The sequence below is a fragment of the Candidatus Zixiibacteriota bacterium genome (genome assembly GCA_035380245.1).
In the GTDB taxonomy this organism is placed as follows: Bacteria; Zixibacteria; MSB-5A5; order GN15; family FEB-12; genus DAOSXA01.
This window is the reverse complement of sequence record DAOSXA010000003.1, coordinates 76,552-96,283: the sequence shown is the minus strand read 5'-3', so window position 1 is coordinate 96,283 and position 19,732 is coordinate 76,552. Positions and strand designations below refer to the sequence as shown.

The 19,732-nt window shown below is 52.6% G+C and carries 18 protein-coding genes; 16 read left to right on the top strand and 2 right to left on the bottom strand.

All coding sequences use genetic code 11. The features are described from left to right. The first annotated feature begins 132 nt into the window (after positions 1 to 132). From PLF13_10820 to PLF13_10745, 16 genes are all read left to right on the top strand, one after another. Positions 133 to 474 carry a carboxymuconolactone decarboxylase family protein gene (locus PLF13_10820; protein HOP07770.1) on the top strand — a complete coding sequence of 114 codons (342 nt, stop codon included), beginning with the start codon at positions 133 to 135 and terminating at the stop codon, positions 472 to 474. After that, on the top strand, positions 471 to 1,367 hold the full coding sequence (locus PLF13_10815) for a DUF4846 domain-containing protein (GenBank protein HOP07769.1): 897 nt from the start codon (positions 471 to 473) through the stop codon (positions 1,365 to 1,367). Before PLF13_10820 ends, PLF13_10815 begins: the two co-directional genes overlap by 4 nt. Positions 1,368 to 1,535: 168 nt before the next feature. Next, complete coding sequence (locus tag PLF13_10810) at positions 1,536 to 2,252, top strand: endonuclease V (protein ID HOP07768.1); 717 nt, start codon at positions 1,536 to 1,538, stop codon at positions 2,250 to 2,252. Between the two features lie 31 nt (positions 2,253 to 2,283). Beyond that, on the top strand, positions 2,284 to 3,468 hold the full coding sequence (locus PLF13_10805; GenBank protein HOP07767.1) for a M20 family metallopeptidase: 1,185 nt from the start codon (positions 2,284 to 2,286) through the stop codon (positions 3,466 to 3,468). Further along, on the top strand, positions 3,465 to 4,940 hold the full coding sequence (locus tag PLF13_10800) for a hypothetical protein (protein HOP07766.1): 1,476 nt from the start codon (positions 3,465 to 3,467) through the stop codon (positions 4,938 to 4,940). The genes PLF13_10805 and PLF13_10800 overlap by 4 nt, the downstream gene beginning before the upstream one ends. 91 nt (positions 4,941 to 5,031) lie before the next feature. Further along, complete coding sequence (locus PLF13_10795) at positions 5,032 to 5,949, top strand: CdaR family protein (GenBank protein ID HOP07765.1); 918 nt, start codon at positions 5,032 to 5,034, stop codon at positions 5,947 to 5,949. Between the two features lies 1 nt (position 5,950). After that, on the top strand, positions 5,951 to 6,958 hold the full coding sequence (gene tsaD / locus PLF13_10790) for a tRNA (adenosine(37)-N6)-threonylcarbamoyltransferase complex transferase subunit TsaD (protein ID HOP07764.1): 1,008 nt from the start codon (positions 5,951 to 5,953) through the stop codon (positions 6,956 to 6,958). 97 nt (positions 6,959 to 7,055) lie between these two features. Then, positions 7,056 to 7,736, top strand: a complete 681-nt coding sequence (locus tag PLF13_10785; protein ID HOP07763.1) for a hypothetical protein — start codon at positions 7,056 to 7,058, stop codon at positions 7,734 to 7,736. Positions 7,737 to 7,848: 112 nt separating this feature from the next. Continuing rightward, positions 7,849 to 8,424: a sigma-70 family RNA polymerase sigma factor gene (locus tag PLF13_10780; GenBank protein HOP07762.1), complete on the top strand. Its 576-nt coding sequence runs from the start codon at positions 7,849 to 7,851 to the stop codon at positions 8,422 to 8,424. Between the two features lie 22 nt (positions 8,425 to 8,446). Further along, entirely contained in the window at positions 8,447 to 9,358 is a 912-nt protein-coding gene (locus PLF13_10775) for a DUF4097 family beta strand repeat-containing protein (protein ID HOP07761.1), read from the top strand. A gap of 31 nt (positions 9,359 to 9,389) precedes the next feature. Beyond that, entirely contained in the window at positions 9,390 to 10,676 is a 1,287-nt protein-coding gene (locus PLF13_10770; protein ID HOP07760.1) for a polymer-forming cytoskeletal protein, read from the top strand. Then, positions 10,669 to 11,520, top strand: a complete 852-nt coding sequence (locus tag PLF13_10765; GenBank protein HOP07759.1) for a toast rack family protein — start codon at positions 10,669 to 10,671, stop codon at positions 11,518 to 11,520. The genes PLF13_10770 and PLF13_10765 overlap by 8 nt, the downstream gene beginning before the upstream one ends. Before the next feature lie 375 nt (positions 11,521 to 11,895). Next, entirely contained in the window at positions 11,896 to 13,269 is a 1,374-nt protein-coding gene (locus tag PLF13_10760) for a trypsin-like peptidase domain-containing protein (GenBank protein ID HOP07758.1), read from the top strand. Beyond that, positions 13,262 to 14,707 carry a PDZ domain-containing protein gene (locus PLF13_10755; GenBank protein ID HOP07757.1) on the top strand — a complete coding sequence of 482 codons (1,446 nt, stop codon included), beginning with the start codon at positions 13,262 to 13,264 and terminating at the stop codon, positions 14,705 to 14,707. The genes PLF13_10760 and PLF13_10755 overlap by 8 nt, the downstream gene beginning before the upstream one ends. Before the next feature lie 347 nt (positions 14,708 to 15,054). Beyond that, the gene (locus PLF13_10750) at positions 15,055 to 15,894 is read left to right on the top strand and encodes a T9SS type A sorting domain-containing protein (protein ID HOP07756.1); all 840 of its coding nucleotides are present in this window, start codon (positions 15,055 to 15,057) and stop codon (positions 15,892 to 15,894) included. Positions 15,895 to 15,975: 81 nt separating this feature from the next. Next, positions 15,976 to 17,679 carry a protein kinase gene (locus tag PLF13_10745; protein ID HOP07755.1) on the top strand — a complete coding sequence of 568 codons (1,704 nt, stop codon included), beginning with the start codon at positions 15,976 to 15,978 and terminating at the stop codon, positions 17,677 to 17,679. Between the two features lie 267 nt (positions 17,680 to 17,946). Here PLF13_10745 and PLF13_10740 read toward each other — a convergent pair whose 3' ends face one another. Then, positions 17,947 to 18,831: a DUF3078 domain-containing protein gene (locus tag PLF13_10740; GenBank protein HOP07754.1), complete on the bottom strand. Its 885-nt coding sequence runs from the start codon at positions 18,829 to 18,831 to the stop codon at positions 17,947 to 17,949. 67 nt (positions 18,832 to 18,898) lie between these two features. Continuing rightward, positions 18,899 to 19,729, bottom strand: a complete 831-nt coding sequence (gene panB / locus PLF13_10735) for a 3-methyl-2-oxobutanoate hydroxymethyltransferase (protein ID HOP07753.1) — start codon at positions 19,727 to 19,729, stop codon at positions 18,899 to 18,901. Positions 19,730 to 19,732: the final 3 nt, after the last annotated feature.

Sequence of the window (19,732 nt, the reverse complement as noted above, 5' to 3'; positions counted from 1 at the left end):
GTCAAAAAGCCGCATTTCGGCGAAACTGTCAACGATTTTGAGATGACAGGATATCCCGGACAAAACCCAAATCTTACATTTGCCCAAGGAGGTCAATGCGCCTATATTGGCGAAAAACCTGAGGAGATGATAATGAGCGATTCGGCGCAGAGGTTCAAGGAAGAAAGAGAGCGTCTCAACGAAGTGATTCTCTCCCGCAACAACCTTGACATCAAGCGGTTCTTTGGCCTGGACGCAGCCGTTTATCGGGACGGAGCGCTCGATGCCCGCACCAAGGAAATGCTCGGGATGGTCGCTTCGCTGGTTCTCCGTTGTGACGATTGTATCGCTTATCATGTCATCCAGACACACGAAATGGGTATAAAGGACGAAGAATTCGATGAGATAATGGCGGTTGGCCTGGTTGTTGGCGGGTCGATCACTATTCCTCATGTAAGAAGGGCTTATAAATTGTGGCAGGAGCTTAAAGGATGACTCGTATTGCTATCTTGATTACGGTCTTATGTATCGCTTTCCCTCCTCTTTTGACTGCCGCCGAGGTGGTTGATCAGGATCTGCCTGAAATCGTCAAGTGGTATCGGGTTCATTATCCGTTTACCACCAACAAGGATTCCATTTTCACTTTCGAGACCGAATTCAAGGAGCCTTCGGGATACAACAAACCGGACTCCTCCGATCAGACTCCGTTCCAGAACTGGATGTCTAATTTCCCGTTATGGCATCGCTGGCGACCGGTCGGCAATTGGAAGGGACAGAAATATATGGAAGCTGATTCTGTCTCTCGTCCGGTGCACCTCCCCTGGGTCGGTAAGCGGTTCACCGATTGTGCTATCCCGATCAGGATCCTGGGCGAGTGGCTGCATTATCAGAAACGGGAAAACGATCTGGAAGTCAGCCTGACTCACGACGGCCATCTCTCCTACGCCGAGTGGCTTTCCGGTAAGATGGTGCACGATAATCACATGCGGGCATTCATCCAGCCCGGCGAGGTTCGTCCCCCTTCTGAAAAGGAATTTTATGCCTTTCTTGCCCGTTGCATGGAAAACACCGATTACAGCAGCCTGAGAGCTAACTGCGACAGTATCGACTGTGATGACCTCATGCCCGGAGACCTGCTGATCGGTCATGACGAACGAGGGACCAAAGGCGTGGTTTACGTAGTATTGCGAGTATTGAAGAATCTCTGGGGTTCACATGTTTTTGCCGTAGCAACCGGCGGGGCTGAAGCTTGCGATTTCCATATTCCGAAACTCACGGATGATCGGGACCGCCCCTGGATCGACCAATCAGAGGCTGAAAAATTAGTAGCGTCCTTCCCTCACCATGGTTGTTTCCGATTGCGTCTTGCAGATCAGCTCTCTCAATAGGTTTTTTTTGCTTGATTACCATCGGCACTAAACCTATTTGGGGTTTTTCCGAGAATAGGCATAGGCAGCGACCTAAGGTCATGCCTATGCAGAGAAAGAGTTGCCTCAGTATACAGACCGTTCCCACCAACCGGCAACCAATGACGATATTAGGATACGGATCAAACATTGGAACTTAAGCGTATTTTCGACTGGCCTCAGGACAAGGATGAAGCCCGGCGACTTCAATCAGATGCGGCTTCATCACTTACATTCATAACCGACCACGATGAACCGCGCCTGATCGCAGCGGTAGATACTGCTTACGGTTACGGCGGCGAAGTGCTTTATGCCGCAGTCGTCGTTACCAGTTTTCCTGAAATAGAGATAGTCGAACGCAATTATTATTACGGCGAAATGACCTTTCCCTATCTTCCGGGATTGTTGTTTTACCGTGAAGGCCCGGTGATTCTCAAAGCGCTGGCCAAATTACAGAACGATCCCGACCTGATCATCGTCCATGGACACGGTATTGCTCATGACCGAGGTTGCGGCCAGGCTTCACATATCGGCCTGGCGTTCGACAAACCGACAATTGGTTGTGCCCGCAAACTTCTGGCCGGGCGGGTACGAGCGGTGCCTGAAATAAAGGGCGGCAGTCAACCGATTATCATCGGTAATCGTGAAGTTGGACTGGCTTATCGTTCCAAGGACAAAGTCAAGCCGATTTTCATCTCACCCGGTTATCGTTGCGATCTTAATCTGGCTCGCGATATCGTCGTTCGTAACCTGCGCGGTTACCGTCTTCCGGAACCGCTCCGCCTGGCTCATCTCTTTGCCAACAAATACAAACGGCGCTTCGAAAAAGAGAGTGCTCTAATAGAGAAGGCCGGTGAATTAGCTTGACCTCCTCCGGCAGCCATTCTATGCTACCGGTATGAAACCCGACATTTTAGGTCTTGTCGAGCAGATCTATAACGATCAGCTTGATTGGCGTCGTCATCTGCACCGTCACCCCGAACTCTCCGGCGAGGAATCCAACACCACTGTCTACATTCGTGAGTTGTTGGAGAAGTTCGGTCTGAAAATACGTCGATTGAAAATGCCAACCGGTGTATTGGCGGAACTGAAGGGAAAACATCCCGGACCTATTATCGCGGTTCGCAGCGATATCGACGCCCTCCCGGTGTTCGAAAGAACCGGCCTTCCGTTCGCGTCCGCAATCGAGGGCTGCATGCATGCCTGTGGTCATGACATACACATGGCGGTCGTGCTGGGAGTAGCCGCGGTTATGGTCGGATTGCGAGAGCATCTTCACGGTACGGTGCGGTTTCTTTTTCAACCGGCCGAAGAAATGCCTCCCGGCGGCGCAGTTGAGATGATCAATGAAGGTGCTCTGGACAATGTGTCCATGCTCCTCGGCCTGCACAACGATCCGCGCACCGACGTAGGTAAAATCAGCCTTCGCGACGGCCCGACCATGGCTGCCGTGACCGATTTCGACCTGACGGTTACCGGCCGCACCGGTCATGTGGCTCGCCCGCACGAATGTATCGACGCTCTCCCGGTCGCCTGTGAGATAGTCGAGTCGTTGCAGAAAATCGTCTCACGTGAGATCGATCCGCTCTCGACGGCGGCAATCGGTTTCGGTCAGATCGAAGGGGGCCGGGCTCGCAATACCGTTGCCGAAGAGATCCGTCTGTGCGGCACGGCCCGAACGCTCGACCCTAAGCTGGTCGAGAAAATCCCCAAATTGATCAAGCGCACTGTTGAGGCTATTGCCCGAGCACATAGCGCAAAGGTCAGAATGGATATCGTGGGACGATACCCGATACTGATCAACGACGCTCGGATTAACACCCTTCTGAAACGAAACTATGCGGAGCTCTTCTCGGTAAAAGACGTGGAGACCACCGAACTGGTGCTGGGAGGCGAGGATTTTGCCAGGTATCTGGAACACGTCCCCGGCGCGATGTTCAGGCTCGGAATACGCAATAAGAAAATTGGAGCCGACAAACCCTGGCACTCATCGCGATTCATGGCCGATGAGCGATCGCTGTTCTACGGTACGGCATTGATCTGCGCTACGTTGCTGGACACCCTGGGACAAGAAAACAAATGAGACAAACAATATCTCCTCTGCTGACGCTGTTAATCCTGATTACACTGTTGACCCCGGAAGTTCCGGCCTACGAAAAGGGACAAATGGTGACCTGGTCGAACTTCAATTTCGTTCGCTCGGTTGCCTGCTCGATGAGTAGTACTTATTTTGCCACTACCAACGGCGTCATCCACTACGACAAATCTCTCGATGTCTGGAAAGACCCATTGACCGGATCTGAGGGTATCGATCATCAGGACATTCAGGAAATCTGGACCAGCCTGTTCGACGAACATGTCTATGCCCGCACCTCCGACGAACTTTTTGAATACGATCCGTTTTTCGAACAATGGTATTCTATCGATCAGCTTCCGACTTTGAACAACGACAGTAAACATATTTCCAGCCTGCCGCTGCTCTACCCGCCGTTTGGCTATAATTATGATGCCGAAGGCCGCCTGATCGATCCCAACGGTCAGTTCTACAGCTTTACCGATGTCGTGGACGACGGCTCCGGGCGATTGTGGATCGGCACCTGGGGTTACGGCGGAGCAGTAGCCGGAACGGGCGCCAACGTTATCGAGTTGCTGCCGTTCGGGTTGTTGCAGGAACGAGTCAATGCGATTATACCGGTCGAGAACAAGTTACTGATCGGCGGCGAGTTGTTCAGCGATGCCCGCACCGGATTAACCCTGTTCGATCCCGACAGCCTGACGTTCAGTCATATCGAATCCGGTCTTGACAATACCTTTCCGGCAACCGATATCAACTGTCTGACTGCCTCTGAGGATTATTATTACCTCGGAACTTCATACGGACTGATGGTGATGAATCGTGATAATCGCCAGGTGGAGCGCCGTTATTCATCACTTTCGGGCCTTTCCGACAACAATATCCTCAGTCTGGCAACCGATCATGGCTTATTGTTCATCGGCACCGAACGAGGCCTCGATATCCTGGTCCCTGATGCCGAATCACTCCTGGTAGTGCGTCCGGGGCAGTTGAACAATCTGCCGGTCTATGATCTCGAAATAGTCGACACTACCGTCTGGCTGGCAACCGACGACGGCGCTTTTCGTTATTTCCCGAGTACCGGCAAACTCCAGCGAGCAGCCGACCGGGAACGGCTTTTATCCACTCAGGTCAGACTGATTCAGTATTTCGGCGATGACCTCTGGTTCGCTACTCGAGACGGTTTGGTGCGGTTGAACGTAAAAACCGGCAGCATCGATAATTTCCTGGTCGCCAGCTACGGCCTGGATGAAATCCAGGCATTAGCCGTCAACGAGGTCGTGGTCATGGCCGGTACCTGGCGCGGTTTGACTATGATCTATTACACCGATCCACACCACTCCAGTCGACGTTTCACTACTTCCGACGGTCTCCCTACCGATGATATCAACAGCCTGCTCATGGATGGAGATTTTGTCTGGATCGGAACCGACAGGGGACTCACCCGCTTCTGGTGGAACAATCCCGATCGAGTCGATTGAAGGCCGCTGTTATTAAGGTTGCTTGTGGACTTTCGACAATGTAAACTTAGCCCGATAACTATAGTGGTAATTCGATACGGAAATCAGTTGGATGCGTAGTCTGTTAGACAACCTCCCTATCAAGATCGCAGCTATTCTGCTGGGTTTGCTGCTCTGGTTTCATGTCGCTACCGAGAAGAATTACCACCATCAGGTGCAACTGGCCGTCACCGATATCGTCCTCGATACCGATCTGACTCTTTCTAAAAGTCCGCCGGACTCGCTTGAGGTAATCGTCTCGGCCAGCGGCAAACAGCTTCTTCGTCGTAGCTGGCGACGCGAGGGATTACGGATTAACGCCTCAGCCTTGCCGGCCGGTCGGCATACTTTGAATCTTAGCCCGGTCAATGTCGGTATGGTCAGCGCCAACGAGGAAGTCTCGTTGCAATCGGTGGTATTCCCCACCTCAATCGAACTTTCGATTGACCGCCTCAGTGAAACCACATTGCCTGTTACGGTCGATGTCACCACTCTCCCGGACGATGGATTCGCCGTCAAGGGGATATCCGTGCCTCAACCCACCGAAGCAAAGGTTACCGGACCGCGCTCACTCTTGAATTCCTTCACGACCGTCTATACCGTTCACCGTGAATTAAGCGGTCTGCGCAACAACCTTAGTCTGACCCTGCCGTTACAGGCTCCGGAAGGATACGGCGTCAAAGTCGATCCGGATTCGGTACAGCTCGATATCGAGGTCGTCCCGATTCGCACGCGAGTTTTTGACAATGTCCCGATTGTGTTGTTCAATCAGCCCGAAGGATTCACTATCGAATACACGCCTCAACAGCTCCGGGTTGCTATCACCGGCCCACCCGAGGTGGTCGATTCACTCGATGCCTCCGCGTTGGTCGCATCGGCCGATTTCGCCCGAGTGACACCAGGCGGCAAAGCCCGCGTCAAGATCGATTGCCCCTCCATAGTCCGCGTCAAGGAGCAGTCGACAGACTCCATCAAGGTCACCGTACACTGACATGCTCACATTAGGCATAGAAAGTTCCTGTGATGAGACTTCGGCCGCCGTCGTACGCGCCGGGCGGGAGATTTTATCCAACGTTATACTCTCGCAGACTATTCACAGCAAGTTTGGCGGTGTAGTGCCCGAGGTCGCCAGCCGCGCCCATCTCAAGACAATCGTTCCGATATATCGAAGCGCCCTCGAAGAAGCGGGCGTCGATCTCGATCGGATCGAACTGATCGCCTGCACTATCGGCCCCGGCCTGGTTGGTCCTCTTCTAGTCGGTCTCAGTTTCGGCAAAGGATTGGCGCTGGCAACCGGTAAGCCGTTCGTAGCGGTGCATCACATCGAGGGACATCTGGCGGCCAATATCCTCGAACATCATGACCTCGATTCCCACCATCTGACTTTGATCGTTTCCGGGGGACATACCATGCTGGTCGAAGTGAAGTCGTTCGGCCATTACGAAATACTCGGTCGCACTAAAGACGACGCAGCCGGTGAGGCGTTTGACAAAGTCGCGAAATTGATGGGACTCGGCTATCCGGGAGGCGCCCGACTGGACCAATTGGCTCAATCTGGGAAACGAGATTATGTTCGTTTTCCCCGAGCGCTTAAAGCGGAACCGGGTTATAGGTTCAGCTATTCCGGCCTGAAAACAGCGGTAGCGCTTTACCTCGAAAAGCTCGACTCTGAGGAGTTCGAAGCACACAAAGCGGATATCGCCGCTTCGTTCCAGGAGGCGGCAGTCGAGGTGCTGGTCAAAAAAACGGTTCGGGCAGCGCGCGAGAAAGGTATTCGCCATGTAACCCTATCCGGCGGCGTAGCGGCCAATTCTCGCCTCCGTGAGACAATGAGTGAAGCCCTCAAGCGATATCAGATGACTCTCTACTATCCGAGCCTCAATCTCTGTACCGACAATGCCGCCATGATCGCCGCTGCAGGTTATTTTCGCTATAAAGAACACGGCCCCAGTGAACCGGTGGTAAACGCCGTGCCATATCTGGATTTGGCTGACTGGTAACCTATCAATCCCAGATTGCGGTTGTCATTTAGGCCTGGGACCGATATCTTTAGGTTTGGTTTTGGGATTTTCAAAGAGACAAAGAGAGGATTTTATCGTGAAGTATTTGTCCGTTGTCATCATTGTCGCATTAGCTTTTCTGGCCGGTCTCATGACCGGATGTTCCTCGGATGAACCGAAAGAAACCAGGCAGGAGCCATCAACTCAGAATCAACAACCTCTCACCGCCGACAGCGGCCATGTTTATTATCCCAATGATGACGGCGTAATCGAGATCCCTTATGAAATGTCAGGGGAACCGTTCGATCTGCGCGGCAAACCGGTTGAAATTGCCGGCGCCGTCTACCCCACCGCCTCACAATGGAAAGACCTTGGCCCGACCGACAAGTATGCCGCGAGATATTCCTTCGGTCCGCTTCAGGGAGAGAAAGATCCGGCAATGCTGGTCATTTACCGCCCCGAAAAAGACATCACCGTCGACCGCCAGCGGCTGCATTGGATTTATTGCATGAGTTTTGCCGATAGCCGCGATCCACGTACCGCCGCCCTGGTTCATGATCGGGAGCCGGACGGTATGAAAACGCATGTGTTGTCGATTATGGGCGATTATACACCATCCGGCACATCCGATACCCTGCGCAATTACCGCTTTGTCGGAGTAGTGCTGGAGGCTCCCGAAGGGAAAGTAAATTTCGAACTGGCTGGCCCGGACTACACCGCTCGCATCATGATCGAGGCGTTCATGAACGCTATTTATCAGCTCCGGAAAGCCTCGTAAGCCAAATAAGGAAGACTGTTTTTCCCTTGTTAGCCCTGCCCTCCGTCCGTATCATTACGCGATTCGCCTGAAACCGTTGGGTGGTTTTTGGCGTATTGGATAGTCGAGAGAAGTGGAAAGTTTGCAATACGACGAAACAGCCCTTATCGCGCAAGCACTCAGCGGCGACCAGAAAGCGTATACCGCACTGACGCTGAAACACCGTCCGGCGGTGTTTCAGATCATTCTTAAAATCGTACGTGAGAAGGAAACCGCCAACGACCTGGTTCAGGAAACCTTTATGAAGGCATTCGCCTCCCTGGCCACCTATCGTTCTGAGTATCGCTTTTCGACCTGGCTCTATCGCATCGCGGCCAACGCCTCAATCGACCATCTCCGTAAACGGCGGATTCACGCCCTCTCCCTCGACCAGCCGGTCGAAACCAAAGACGGCCAGGTGGAATACGAGGTGCCGGACTATTCCTTCCATCCGGAACGTGAGCTGGTACGCAAGGAACAGCGTATCAGCATTGAGGAAGCTATTGAATCCCTTCCGGATAAGTACCGAGAAGTAATAATTTATCGTCATAAAGATGATAAATCATATGAGGAAATAGCCGATCTTCTTGGTATACCGGTTGGTACGGTAAAAGCCAGGATTTTCCGGGCTCGGGAGCTTCTTAAAAAGAAACTCCGGCCCGCACTTTAGGTATTTGCAAGGGATTGCCTTTATGCAAAGAATAAAGCTGCCGAGACTGCTCCTGATCGGTCTGGGTCTGCTCGTGTTAGCCTCCAGCGCATTGGCGGAGAACTGGTTCGACTTCCGGAAGGAGATCGAACTGAACAAGCCGCTGGAGCTTGAAATAGAAGTCACCCGGGGTGAAATCGTTCTGGTCGGGGGCAACGATAATCGGCTCATCATCGAGGCGGTGAAGCGGATTCGCGGTAAAGACTGGGATAAATCCCGCCGTATAGCGGACAAAATTGAGATCAACGTCGACCGTTTCGGCGATGCCATCCGCCTCTCGACCGAGTACTTACCGCTCGACGGTGACGATCGGTCCTTTTTCGAGAAAATTTTCGGTCGCCACGCCAATGCTTACGGTGATGTCGATTTTCATATAACTCTTCCGGTTACCTCTCGTATAAAAATCAACGCCGTTAGCGCCAGAGTGGAGCTTTCGAGCGTAACGGCTCGAGTTGATATCGAAAACGGTTTCGGATCGGTGCGTTGTGAATACCTGGACGGACCGATCACGGTACGTCAGAAGGAGGGGCCGATCGACCTGCAATGGATTGAGGGCGATATCCGGATTAAAGCTGAACTGGGTCGAATCTGGATCAAGCAGACTCAGGGAGCGCTCGACCTGTCGACTGAAAAGGGCAACGTTTCCGTCCAGACGGAGTTAAACAGCCCACGGGATTATTTCATCGAGACTAAATCCGGAACGATAGAATTTATGGTCCCGGAACGATCGGCCGGTTATCTGTCGATCGAAACGCACTCGGGTGAAATAGCGACCAAGGTGCCGATTTCGATCGAGTCGGCCAGTCGAACCAAGCTGGCCGGAGCATTCGGGGCCGGTGGTCCGCGGATTGAGATTTCGTCGGTTTCCGGCGATGTCATGGTAGCCGGTTTCTAAAAACCGGCGCCGAACATAGGAAGTTGGTGTAATGTATCGAACTTGCCTGGCCATACTGGCTTTAGGCTGGCTGTCCGCTGTGACAGTACCAGCCCAGGATTCCGTGGAGACTTTTATAGACACCACGGAAACGTTCGAGTTTCTCACCACGGATTCGATCTTCAACGAAATCCAGCTTAACGGCAATAACGTTACCGCCTATGACACCTCCGGTCGCCAATGGCATTACGACTTCGAGTTCGAGGAATGGTATGTTGGCCCTCCCGACCGCGCTCAGACTTCGACAATACAGGATGGCGAGCAACACGATGGCGATGACGGACCGGAAGCGGTCGAGGAACGCTGCACCGAACGACGCGAGGTGGATCTATTCAGTAAAACACCGGTGACAATCGCCTACGACGAATATGTCGATGAAGACATCGAGGTTTTCGGTCGGGTTACCGTTAAGGGTTGGGCCAAAGGGGATGTAATCTCGCACCAAAAGCGGGTACTTGTCACGAAGACCGGCCGGGTTGACGGCGACGTTTACGCCCCTGAGGTAGTAATTCAGGAAGGCGGACAGGTGCTCGGAACGATCCTCGAAACCGACTCCCCGCTTGAATTTTCCGATCTAAAAGTACCGTTTTCGGCCTCCGGCCTTATTGTCGCCATCTCGCTGTCGGTTTTTATCCTCCTGCTCAGTTTCCTCATGGTCTCACTTACCCCGCGTCTGACCATGAATATCCATGACTGCATCAATCACAATCGCGTCAAGACATTCTTCCTGGGGCTATTTATCTTGATCATGGCGCCGGTGATTTTGATCATTACACTGGTCGGAATTCTGCTCTTGCCGTTATTGCCCTTCGCCTACATTGCAGCGATCGTGGCCGGTGCAGTCTCTTTCGGGATCAACTTCGGCAATTATCTTACGCATCGCTTCGGCCTGGGCGAACGTTCGCTCGTCTATAGAGCGCTGATCGGTGTTCTGGCCGTCATGCTCCTCTGGAATATCGTGGCGCTTCTGCTCGGCTCGTCGAGTTCCTTCCTCCACGGTTTGGGAATCTTCGGGCTGGTACTGGCAATTCTGATATCGATTTACCCAACCCTGACCGGTATCGGGGCATTGGCGCTAACCCGATTCGGACATCGTCCACACATCGGATCACAACCCAGTCGATATCACCCGGCTCCGCCGCCGGCGCCGCCGCCAATCCCGGAACCGCCGCCAACCTCCGACCGGAACGGCGAATCGAATAGTGAAACCTCATCGGAGCAAAATCGTATCTATAGTCAGAAAAAGGCAACGAACAACAAGGAGCGAGACAATGACTAAAACGGCTGCAATACTCTCGACGATTCTGATTTGCGCCGGCCTGACGGCAGCCCGCTCGATTGAGACTGTAGACCGAACGATAGAGGCTGAAGGCGCTAAAAAGCTGGATATCACTATAGATTTTGCCGCAGGTGAGTTGACCATCGATCCGGAGGACATGTCGGAAGCAGCCAAGCTGCATCTGGAATACGATACCCGTCGGGTGGATTATGACATAGACTATAAACTACACGGTTCGACCGGCTCCCTCTATATGGAAACCGAACGGTTGACCAAGCGTGATATCGACACGGAAGACAATCTCTGGGATCTCAAGCTCTCCAAACGATACCCCATCGAAATGGAAATGGATATCGGCGCCTGCGACGCCAAGATGGAGCTTGGAGGATTACCGCTGGTCGAACTGAGTCTCGATGTCGGCGCTGCCTCCGGAGTTATTGAGTTCAGCGACAAGAATCCGGAACGTTTGAGAATGTTCTCGGTCGACGCCGGTGCGGCCTCGGTAGAAATAAACAATATCGGCAACTCCGGTTTCGAGGAGTTCGATTTTGACGGTGGCGCCGGTTCTTTCGAGTTGGATTTTCGAGGCGACAACTACGAAGGGCTTTGTGAAGTGACTATAGATATCGGTCTCGGTTCCTGCGAGTTGACGCTGCCCAAGGGTATCCCGGTCCAGATCACTTCCGACGATGATGGCTGGTTTTCATCGATCGACTTCCACGGTGATGATCTGGAAGAAGTCGATGACGGTGTATGGGAAAGCGACGATTTCGAAAACGCCCGCACGAGCATTGCTCTCGACCTGGATGTGGGCATGGGATCGATAGATATCTATTTCAAATAACCTGTAAAGATCAATTAGCATACATGCGCCGGGCCCGGGCCAAATCCGGGCCTTTTTTTTGAGCTTAACTTGATAGTCTCGCCGGTGAAACAAGCCCAGCAACTACGTATCAAAGAACTCTATCATGGCATAGCAGGCAGCCCGGTGTCGTTGCATTTAATCGTGTTGTGACCGATGCTCGAACGACATACGACTTCTATAATAAGCCCGCATCACGAGCGATCATTTCAATTTTATAAAAGGGTGTTGCTTTCCTTCCCCATTCTTCTCTGCCTTTGTTTTTAGTGGCTCCTGTCTCTTTTTCTTGTTTATGTGAAGAACTCTAATCCGTTTACTCTGTTAAAAGCCTTGGAAAGGAACATTGAAGGATACAAAATGAAATCAACTCTGCTCTTGCTCGTTGTTCTGATAGCAGTTTCCCCTACAGTTTTTGGAGCTACCAGCCTCCAGGAACAGATATTCATGGCTCGCGACAAAGTCATGCCGGCGGTGGTGCATATTCAACCGGTAGTGACCAACTATTTCACCGGTGAGTTGGAAAAGCAGTCGGTGGTCGGTTCCGGAGTAATTTTCCATCCGGATGGCTATGTCGTCACGAACTATCACGTCGCCGGAAAAGCCGAGCGCATTATCTGCACCATGTACGACCGGGAACAGGTAACGGCCGAGTTTGTCGGTGGTGATCCGATGACCGATCTCGCGGTGATCAAACTCAATCTCGAAGAATATCACGGCGTCGTACCGGTGGCCGAATTCGGCAATTCCGATTCCGTTCAGGTTGGTCAATACGTTCTGGCTATGGGTTCGCCGTTGTCGTTGTCGCGTTCGGTCTCGGCCGGAGTTATCTCGACCAAGGATCGTTATTTTTCAGCCGATGTCCGCCTTCCTACCGGCGAAAGAACCGGACGTTACAACCTTTGGATCCAAACCGATGCCGCCATCAATCCCGGCAATTCAGGCGGGCCGCTGGTCGATCTGGAGGGCCGGGTGGTCGGTATCAACTCGCGAGCGACGCTGTTCGCGAACAACATCGGTTTTGCCATTCCGGTCAATATCGTTCGGAACGTAACACAGGCCCTGATGGCCGACGGCGTCGTTACCCGAAGCTGGATCGGTCTACACTGTCAGGCGATGCAAGAGATGGAGAAATACTTCGGCACCGACCGCAACTCCGGCGTGTTGATCGCCTCGGTCGATCCCGGTTCTCCGGCCGATGAGGCTTTTTTGAAGGCCGGCGATGTTATTCTGCAAATGGATTCGGTGCCTGTTTCAGCCCGATTCGTAGAGGAACTCCCGGCGTTTTACAACCGCATCGCCAGCCATAAACCGGGGGATCAGGTCTTACTCGAAGTACTGCGAGGAGATCAGAAGTATCATTTTTCAGTTACGACACGCCAATTGGGCGAGTTGCAGGGAGATGATTTCGAAGCCAAGGGCTGGGGGTTCGCCGTTAAAGCCATCACCCGGCAGATGGCCCTTGAATACCAACTGGATGATACTGCCGGTGTGTTTGTGGTCGGCGTAAAGCGGATGTCCTCCGCTGATGAAGGCGGCCTGAGTCGAGGTGATGTCATCCTCCGAATCAACAACGAGATTATTGGCAATTTGGAGCAGTTCGAGACACTCTATGAAGAATATCGAGCTAATACTACCCCGCGGTTGCTAATGACGGTTAAACAGGGCGGTGCGACAAGATTCATTTTGGTGAAAACCGAAGAAGAGGAGGAGGGAGAACAGACCAATGAATAATGGTGTGGGCATGAGAGCAAAAGGGATTTTCGCAGTTCTGGTTTTCTTACTGGCGGGTTGTGCGGTTTCTGCGGCTGTGGCTCAGGATCTCAATTTTGAGCAGTTGGAACAGCGTATACCACGCTATACGGTTATTATCGATATGTCGATCGAGGTTTCGTTCGGGATTCACTCCGCCGAACAAAAAGGTCAATACCTGGGCACGGTGGTGACCAAAGATGGTCTGGTGATCTTCGACGGAACCGATCTGCTGGGTGATAATGGAATGGCCGCATTCACCGGGATAAGTGTAAAGGCCGAACCTACCAGCGTGGAGTTGGTAACACTATCCGGCCAGCGTATTGAGGCGGAGTATATCGGGACCGACCAATACACCCGGATTGGTTTTATAAAACCGGTCAGCACAGAAGGCTGGGATTTCGAACCGGTTCAGTTCAAAGATAACCCGAAATTCGCTGTCGGCGACTGGCTGGGGCTTTATATGATTCTTCCGGACTTCATTGATCCGCCTATCGCTGCCGATGTCGGAATGATCTCGGCGTTGGTAAAAGCCCCGGAATCATTCGCTCTGACGGTCGGGTTCAGTCAGGTGGAAATGGCTTCGGTCCTGTACGATGAGAAGTTAAATGCGGTCGGCATTCTGGGATTGCTCGTCGATCCCTCGGACACCGCACCGGATGGAGGCATTGCCGAATCCATGAGTCAATACGCCATGCCGTTACTGGGCGTTCTCACCGGTGACCGTCTGACTAAACTGATCAATGATCCGCCCCGTAAAGGCGAAGTCAGTAGCGGCTGGTTGGGCATCAGGCTTCAGGCCTTAACCGACGACATGGCGGACTTCTGGGGCATTGACGGCAAAGGCGGGATAATCGTCAATGAAGTGGTCAAAGACTCCCCCGCTGAAGAGGCCGGACTCGAAGTCGGTGATATTATCGTCGAACTGAACGGTCAGCCGATAGAGGTCAATCGCGAAGAAAATACCCGATTGTTCCGTCGCGCTATTTCCGAATTGGGACCGGGCACCGCGCTGGAGTTTACCCTACTACGGCCCAACGGCGCCGGTTTGGATACGTTACAAATGGCCGTAACCCTAGCCGAAGCCCCCCTCGGAGCAACCGATGCTCCGGAGTATGAAAGCGATGCGCTGGAATTCAAAGTACGCGATCTGGTTTTCGATGATTACATGTTCTTCAATCAGAATCCGGAAACACTGAAGGGGGTCTTTATCTCGGAACTGCGTCAGGGTGGTATCGCAGAAGTAGGCGGGCTTCATTACGGGGATGTCATTCAGCGTATCGACAGCCATGACATTTACTCAGTCGACGATATGGCTGAGGCGATGGAAGCTGTCGAAGCCAATAAACCTCCCGAAATTATTTTCTTTATCTGGCGCGATAACCGTACCATGTTCGTAAACATTAAAACCGATTGGTAAATACTAACACCGTTTACAGAAAACATGCTCTCACTTTCAAGCCGGGATATGCAGTATCCCGGCTTTCTTTTATGTAGAATGCAAGCTAATGCGCATTAACGATGCTGTGCAAAATTTGAACAACGACATTGAAGTTCCTTATAGAAAGCATAACCAACTGACGCCTCGCGACTTACCTCGTTAAAACAGTAGTTAACTCCGCTCTCGACAAGTCTATATCAAGGCTACTCAGAAAGGCATGATGTTTGCATTAAGGAAGATCGACAAGCACACGGGACTGCCTCGGCGGCCTCACACAATATAGATTCGGATATAACGTTTGTAAGTGCGATAGAAAGGATTAGTGTATGAGGTACAAAGCTATCGGTGTCATGATCCTGGCCTTGCTGACTCTTCCGGGGTTGGCTATGGCTCAGTTTCCGACTTTCAACGGAGTAATCTCGATCGATACGGTCGTGGTTCAGGCGGGCGATCATTTTGGCGTGCCGGTTCGAATTACCAACAATAACCTGGAAATTGCCGGTTTGCAGATCCCGATTCAGTTCGAAAGTTCCTATTTGACGGTCGATTCGATCTCGTATGTCGGCTCACTCAAACCGACGACGATGTCCACCGCCGAACATATCGACAACAACTCCGACACCCTGTCATTTGTCTACTACCCGAATATCGACACCTACCCTATTTCCACGATCACTTCCACCAGCGGTATCCTGGCTACGATTTTCTTCACCCTGTCGGCCGCTGCTCCCGAAGGAACGATCGGCCTCGATTCGCTTTACACACCCACCAGTCTTTATTGGACCGGCGTTGGTTTTTCCGATCCCGATGGTACTATGTATCAGCCGGCCGGTTTTGAACCAGGTGCGGTTATCGTCAGTCTCCCGACGGCCGTCGATGATGACGTAGTAGAGGGTCTCCCCGGCGAGTTTGCCCTGTCCCAGAACTATCCAAATCCGTTCAATCCGATTACTACGATCGAGTTTTCACTCCCGAGAGCCGGACATACCCTGCTTGAGGTTTACAATATCCTCGGTCAGCGGGTCGTAACGCTGGTTGACGCCAATCTCCAGGCTGGATCACACCAGGTCGAGTTTGACGGCGACAGTCAGCCCAGCGGTGTTTACTTCTATCGAATCACCAGTCCTGAAGGATCACAGACCAAGAAAATGATGCTGCTGAAATAAGGATTGCTCCCCCTTTTGCCGATCTAAACAGGGACGGGCCTAAACGGCCTGTCCCTGATTTTTTTTGGCGAAAAGAGACCAATGACTGTAGCAGTTCAGGAAAAAAAGCAGGTTAAAATCGGCGAATACCTGCTGACCGGTAAAATCGGCCAGGGTGGTATCGCTGAGATATACCGCGCTCACCAGGAGTCCCTTGACCGCGATGTGGCGATCAAGATCCTTAACTCCAAACTTTCCAAAGATCCGGATATCGTTCGTCGTTTTCAGCGGGAATCGCTGGTGGTGGCCAAGCTCAATCATCCCAACATCGTGCATATCATCGACAAAGGCCAGGCCGGAGACCGCTATTTCTTCGTCATGGAGTATGTCAACGGCACCTCCCTTAAAGAGGTGATTGAGAGCGACCGGGTTTCCCGTTCGACCAAGCTCGAGATGATTGTCCAGGTCTGCAAAGCGTTGGATTATGCCCACAAGAACGGGGTGATTCATCGGGATATCAAACCCGCCAATGTCCTGATCGACCGTCAGGGAAACGCACAGGTAGCTGATTTCGGAATTGCCCAGATCGTCGGCGCTGCCGATACCGAGGTCACCGCCACCGATGTCGTCATGGGTACCCTGGCCTATATGTCGCCGGAGCAGAAGGTCAGTTCCACCAACGTCGACCATACCACCGATATTTATGCTACCGGCATCATGCTGTATGAGGTACTGATCGGCAAGAAGCCGCTCGGGCATTTCAAATTGCCGTCGGAGGCCGACGCGACTATCGACAAACGTTTCGATGAGATCGTGCAGCGATGTCTCGCGTCCGAGCCGAAAGATCGTTACCAGTCGGCTGTGGAGCTAAAAGACGCTATCCTGGACGCCATGGGCACCGAGCAAAATCAGACCAAGAAAGAAGATTTCAGCGTTACCGGCTCGGACAGTTTCCTGGGTAAATGTCGCTATCTCGACACGATCAAGGAAACCAGGTTCAGTTCGACCATTCTGGTCGAAAACAAGTTGAACAAGAAGCTATACGTGATCAAGAAACACGCCAAGGGAACGGCTGGTCGCAAAGAAGCCACCCTGCTGAAGAAACTTCGTCACAAGAACATCATCGATATCATCGGCGCCGGCGGCGACAACAAATCGACCGTTATTATCGCCGAGTATGCCCAGGGCGGTTCCCTGGCCGACCGGATGGTACGCCCACATGAATGGGAAAAAGCCTGTGAGACGATCCTGCAGGTAGCGGCCGGCCTCGATCATGCTCATAAAAACAATATCGTTCACGGCAACCTGAGACCGTCGAATATCCTTTTCCGCGCCAACGACGAGGTAGCGATTTCCGACTTCGGGATGCCGATACATTACGACAACGCCCGCAAACGGAACTGGTATTCACCGCCGGAACGCAAGAACTCCCGTCAGGGAGATATTTACGGATTGGGAGTTATCTTTCATCAACTTCTGACCAATCGCAATCCATCTTACGATAAGTCCAATAACCTGGTGGTCAACGACCTCAAGGGGCATATCCCCACCGATATAATCGAAATGCTCAAGCGATTGCTGGCAATTCGCGTGGCTCTTCGCTATCACAGTTGTGAAGAATTCCTTTACGACTGGGATCAGTTCGAACAACACCGCAAGGACAAACTGGCGCGTCAGTTCGAACCGACGCCGGAGCCCGAGTCGGAGGTCAAGTCGGGTATCCCGATCTGGGTTTACCCGGTCGTTGGCGTGGGATTGGTTGGTCTGGTGCTCGCAGTCCTGTATTTCACCGGTTTCTTCCAATAGACAATCAGAAATCGAAACCTCGCTTCGCGAATCCCACCCAAGGGGTGGGGCACCTGACGAATACCTCATAGCGCAGGATCCCTGATCCTGCGGTGTAAAGCTACCACAAACAGAAATGCCGTCAGGCAGAAACACCTGACGGCACATGAGCCCCGCGCAGGTTCGAAGACGGACCTGCGCTACGACATTGTGATATCCCACCCGACCCGGCCTTCGTTTCACCCGAGGGGCGGGGCACCGAAGTCCGGGATTTCGAGAGGTCTTAACCTATAACATCTTGAATACGAAACCGATCGCGAGGGTCTCTTTGAAACGACCTTTCTTGCTGATCTCCTTGTCGTACAAAAGCTGGGTATAAAGATTGACGGTGATGATCTTGGTCAACGAAGCCGAGACGATATTCTCCCAGTTCACATCGACCGCCTTCCAATAATCGTTGCCCACTTCGTCTTCCTTGGAGAAGTAAAACGCCTTGTACAGGGTCAGTTTGCCGGTGTATTTCAGATTCTCGTTAAGCACGAACTCGGCATCGGTGACCGATTCCATACCGTTGTCGAAGTAGGTCGTGTCGACAATATCGAGATTGGCCGTGGAAGTATCAGCACTGCGCATGAAAATCTGCCGAGCCGCCAGACCGAGGCGAGTCGTAACGAAGTCTTTTTCCTTTTTATAGATGTCGCGCGAGGCGCCGATGGACTCGGTCAGTTTCAACGGATTGAGATAGATTTTCTTGTCCGGATTGGAGGCATCGGCGAACTGCGACTCCAGACGCACCGCGGCGTATGGGTCCACGAACTTGTGAAGAGTAAAACGGAAAACGTTTTCCCAGTCGATCAGGTCGGTCGATTTGACCGGTTTGCTCCAGTCCTTGGTCTCGGCGTCCTGGGTCAATGTCTGACCGAACGACAGCTTGAGCTTGGACTTGTAATCAAGCCAGTCCGAGAGCGACTTCTCGGCCGTACCGTTGAGGTTGCTCACCCAGTTGACCGAACCGGCCTCTCCTCCGACCCACGAATCCGAATACGATGTCTGGGTGGTTGTGAAGTCGATCTGAAGTGATTTCTGCCACCCGGTTGCGGTGGAATCAGCGGCCGATGCGGCTGCCGCGAAAACCATTACAAGTAAGGCGGTGCAAACTGTCCTGAATCTCATGTTCTTTCCTCCATGATCTGTTGGATATTATTACGATTGATTTATTTCCCCCGGAAGGATTAACCGACTATTTATCCGAGTACGATTCATCGTCGTTTGGATAATCGCCGGCTTTGACATCTTTGATAAACCGCTCCGCCGCTTCAGTGATGATCGGTGGAAGATCGGCGTATTGGCGCAGGAATTTCGGCTTGAAGCCTTCCTCGCGCAGCCCCAGGATATCGTTTATCACCAGCACCTGACCGTCACAATCCGGACCGGCGCCGATCCCGATGGTGGCGCAAGTCGTAAGCTCTTTGGTAATCCTGGCGGCCACCTCGCGGTCCATCAGTTCGAGCACTATCGAGAAACAGCCTGCCGCTTCGAGGGCTTTGGCCGACTCGATCAAATAGGTTTGCGACTTCTCCAGGCGCCCCTGGATTTTGGGTCCGCCGAAACGATGAATCGACTGCGGCGTAAGACCGATATGCCCCATCACCGGAATACCGCATTCTATCACGCGACGGATCGTGTCGACCATTTCCAGGCCGCCCTCGATTTTGACCGCTTCTGCTCCGGCCTCTTTCAGAAACCGTCCGGCGTTGGTTACAGCCGTTTCCACTGACGGCTGGAACGACATGAACGGCATATCCGCCACCACCAGCGCCGCTTCGGCGCCGCGCGCCACTGCGGCCGTATGGGCCAGCATTACCTCCATGCCGATTGGCAGGGTGGTTTCATAGCCGTGAATCACGTTCGAGGCGGAATCACCGACCAACAGGATATCGACACCGGCTTGATCCAAAAGGCGAGCGGTGAAATGATCGTAAGCGGTAAGGACCGGTATCTTTTCTCCCTTGGCCTTACGCTTAACGATTGTCTGTACGGTTACTTTTTTTCTGTTCTCCAGGTAGGCCATAGC

Excerpts from the sequence above, each read along its gene's own strand:
- PLF13_10820 (HOP07770.1), top strand. The coding sequence starts at position 133 with ATGAGCGATTCGGCGCAGAGGTTCAAGGAAGAAAGAGAGCGTCTCAAC.
- PLF13_10815 (HOP07769.1), top strand. The coding sequence starts at position 471 with ATGACTCGTATTGCTATCTTGATTACGGTCTTATGTATCGCTTTCCCT.
- PLF13_10805 (HOP07767.1), top strand. The coding sequence starts at position 2,284 with ATGAAACCCGACATTTTAGGTCTTGTCGAGCAGATCTATAACGATCAG.
- PLF13_10800 (HOP07766.1), top strand. The coding sequence starts at position 3,465 with ATGAGACAAACAATATCTCCTCTGCTGACGCTGTTAATCCTGATTACA.
- PLF13_10795 (HOP07765.1), top strand. The coding sequence starts at position 5,032 with ATGCGTAGTCTGTTAGACAACCTCCCTATCAAGATCGCAGCTATTCTG.
- tsaD (HOP07764.1), top strand. The coding sequence starts at position 5,951 with ATGCTCACATTAGGCATAGAAAGTTCCTGTGATGAGACTTCGGCCGCC.
- PLF13_10775 (HOP07761.1), top strand. The coding sequence starts at position 8,447 with ATGCAAAGAATAAAGCTGCCGAGACTGCTCCTGATCGGTCTGGGTCTG.
- PLF13_10770 (HOP07760.1), top strand. The coding sequence starts at position 9,390 with ATGTATCGAACTTGCCTGGCCATACTGGCTTTAGGCTGGCTGTCCGCT.
- PLF13_10765 (HOP07759.1), top strand. The coding sequence starts at position 10,669 with ATGACTAAAACGGCTGCAATACTCTCGACGATTCTGATTTGCGCCGGC.
- PLF13_10760 (HOP07758.1), top strand. The coding sequence starts at position 11,896 with ATGAAATCAACTCTGCTCTTGCTCGTTGTTCTGATAGCAGTTTCCCCT.
- PLF13_10755 (HOP07757.1), top strand. The coding sequence starts at position 13,262 with ATGAATAATGGTGTGGGCATGAGAGCAAAAGGGATTTTCGCAGTTCTG.
- PLF13_10750 (HOP07756.1), top strand. The coding sequence starts at position 15,055 with ATGAGGTACAAAGCTATCGGTGTCATGATCCTGGCCTTGCTGACTCTT.
- PLF13_10745 (HOP07755.1), top strand. The coding sequence starts at position 15,976 with ATGACTGTAGCAGTTCAGGAAAAAAAGCAGGTTAAAATCGGCGAATAC.
- PLF13_10740 (HOP07754.1), bottom strand. The coding sequence starts at position 18,831 with ATGAGATTCAGGACAGTTTGCACCGCCTTACTTGTAATGGTTTTCGCG.
- panB (HOP07753.1), bottom strand. The coding sequence starts at position 19,729 with ATGGCCTACCTGGAGAACAGAAAAAAAGTAACCGTACAGACAATCGTT.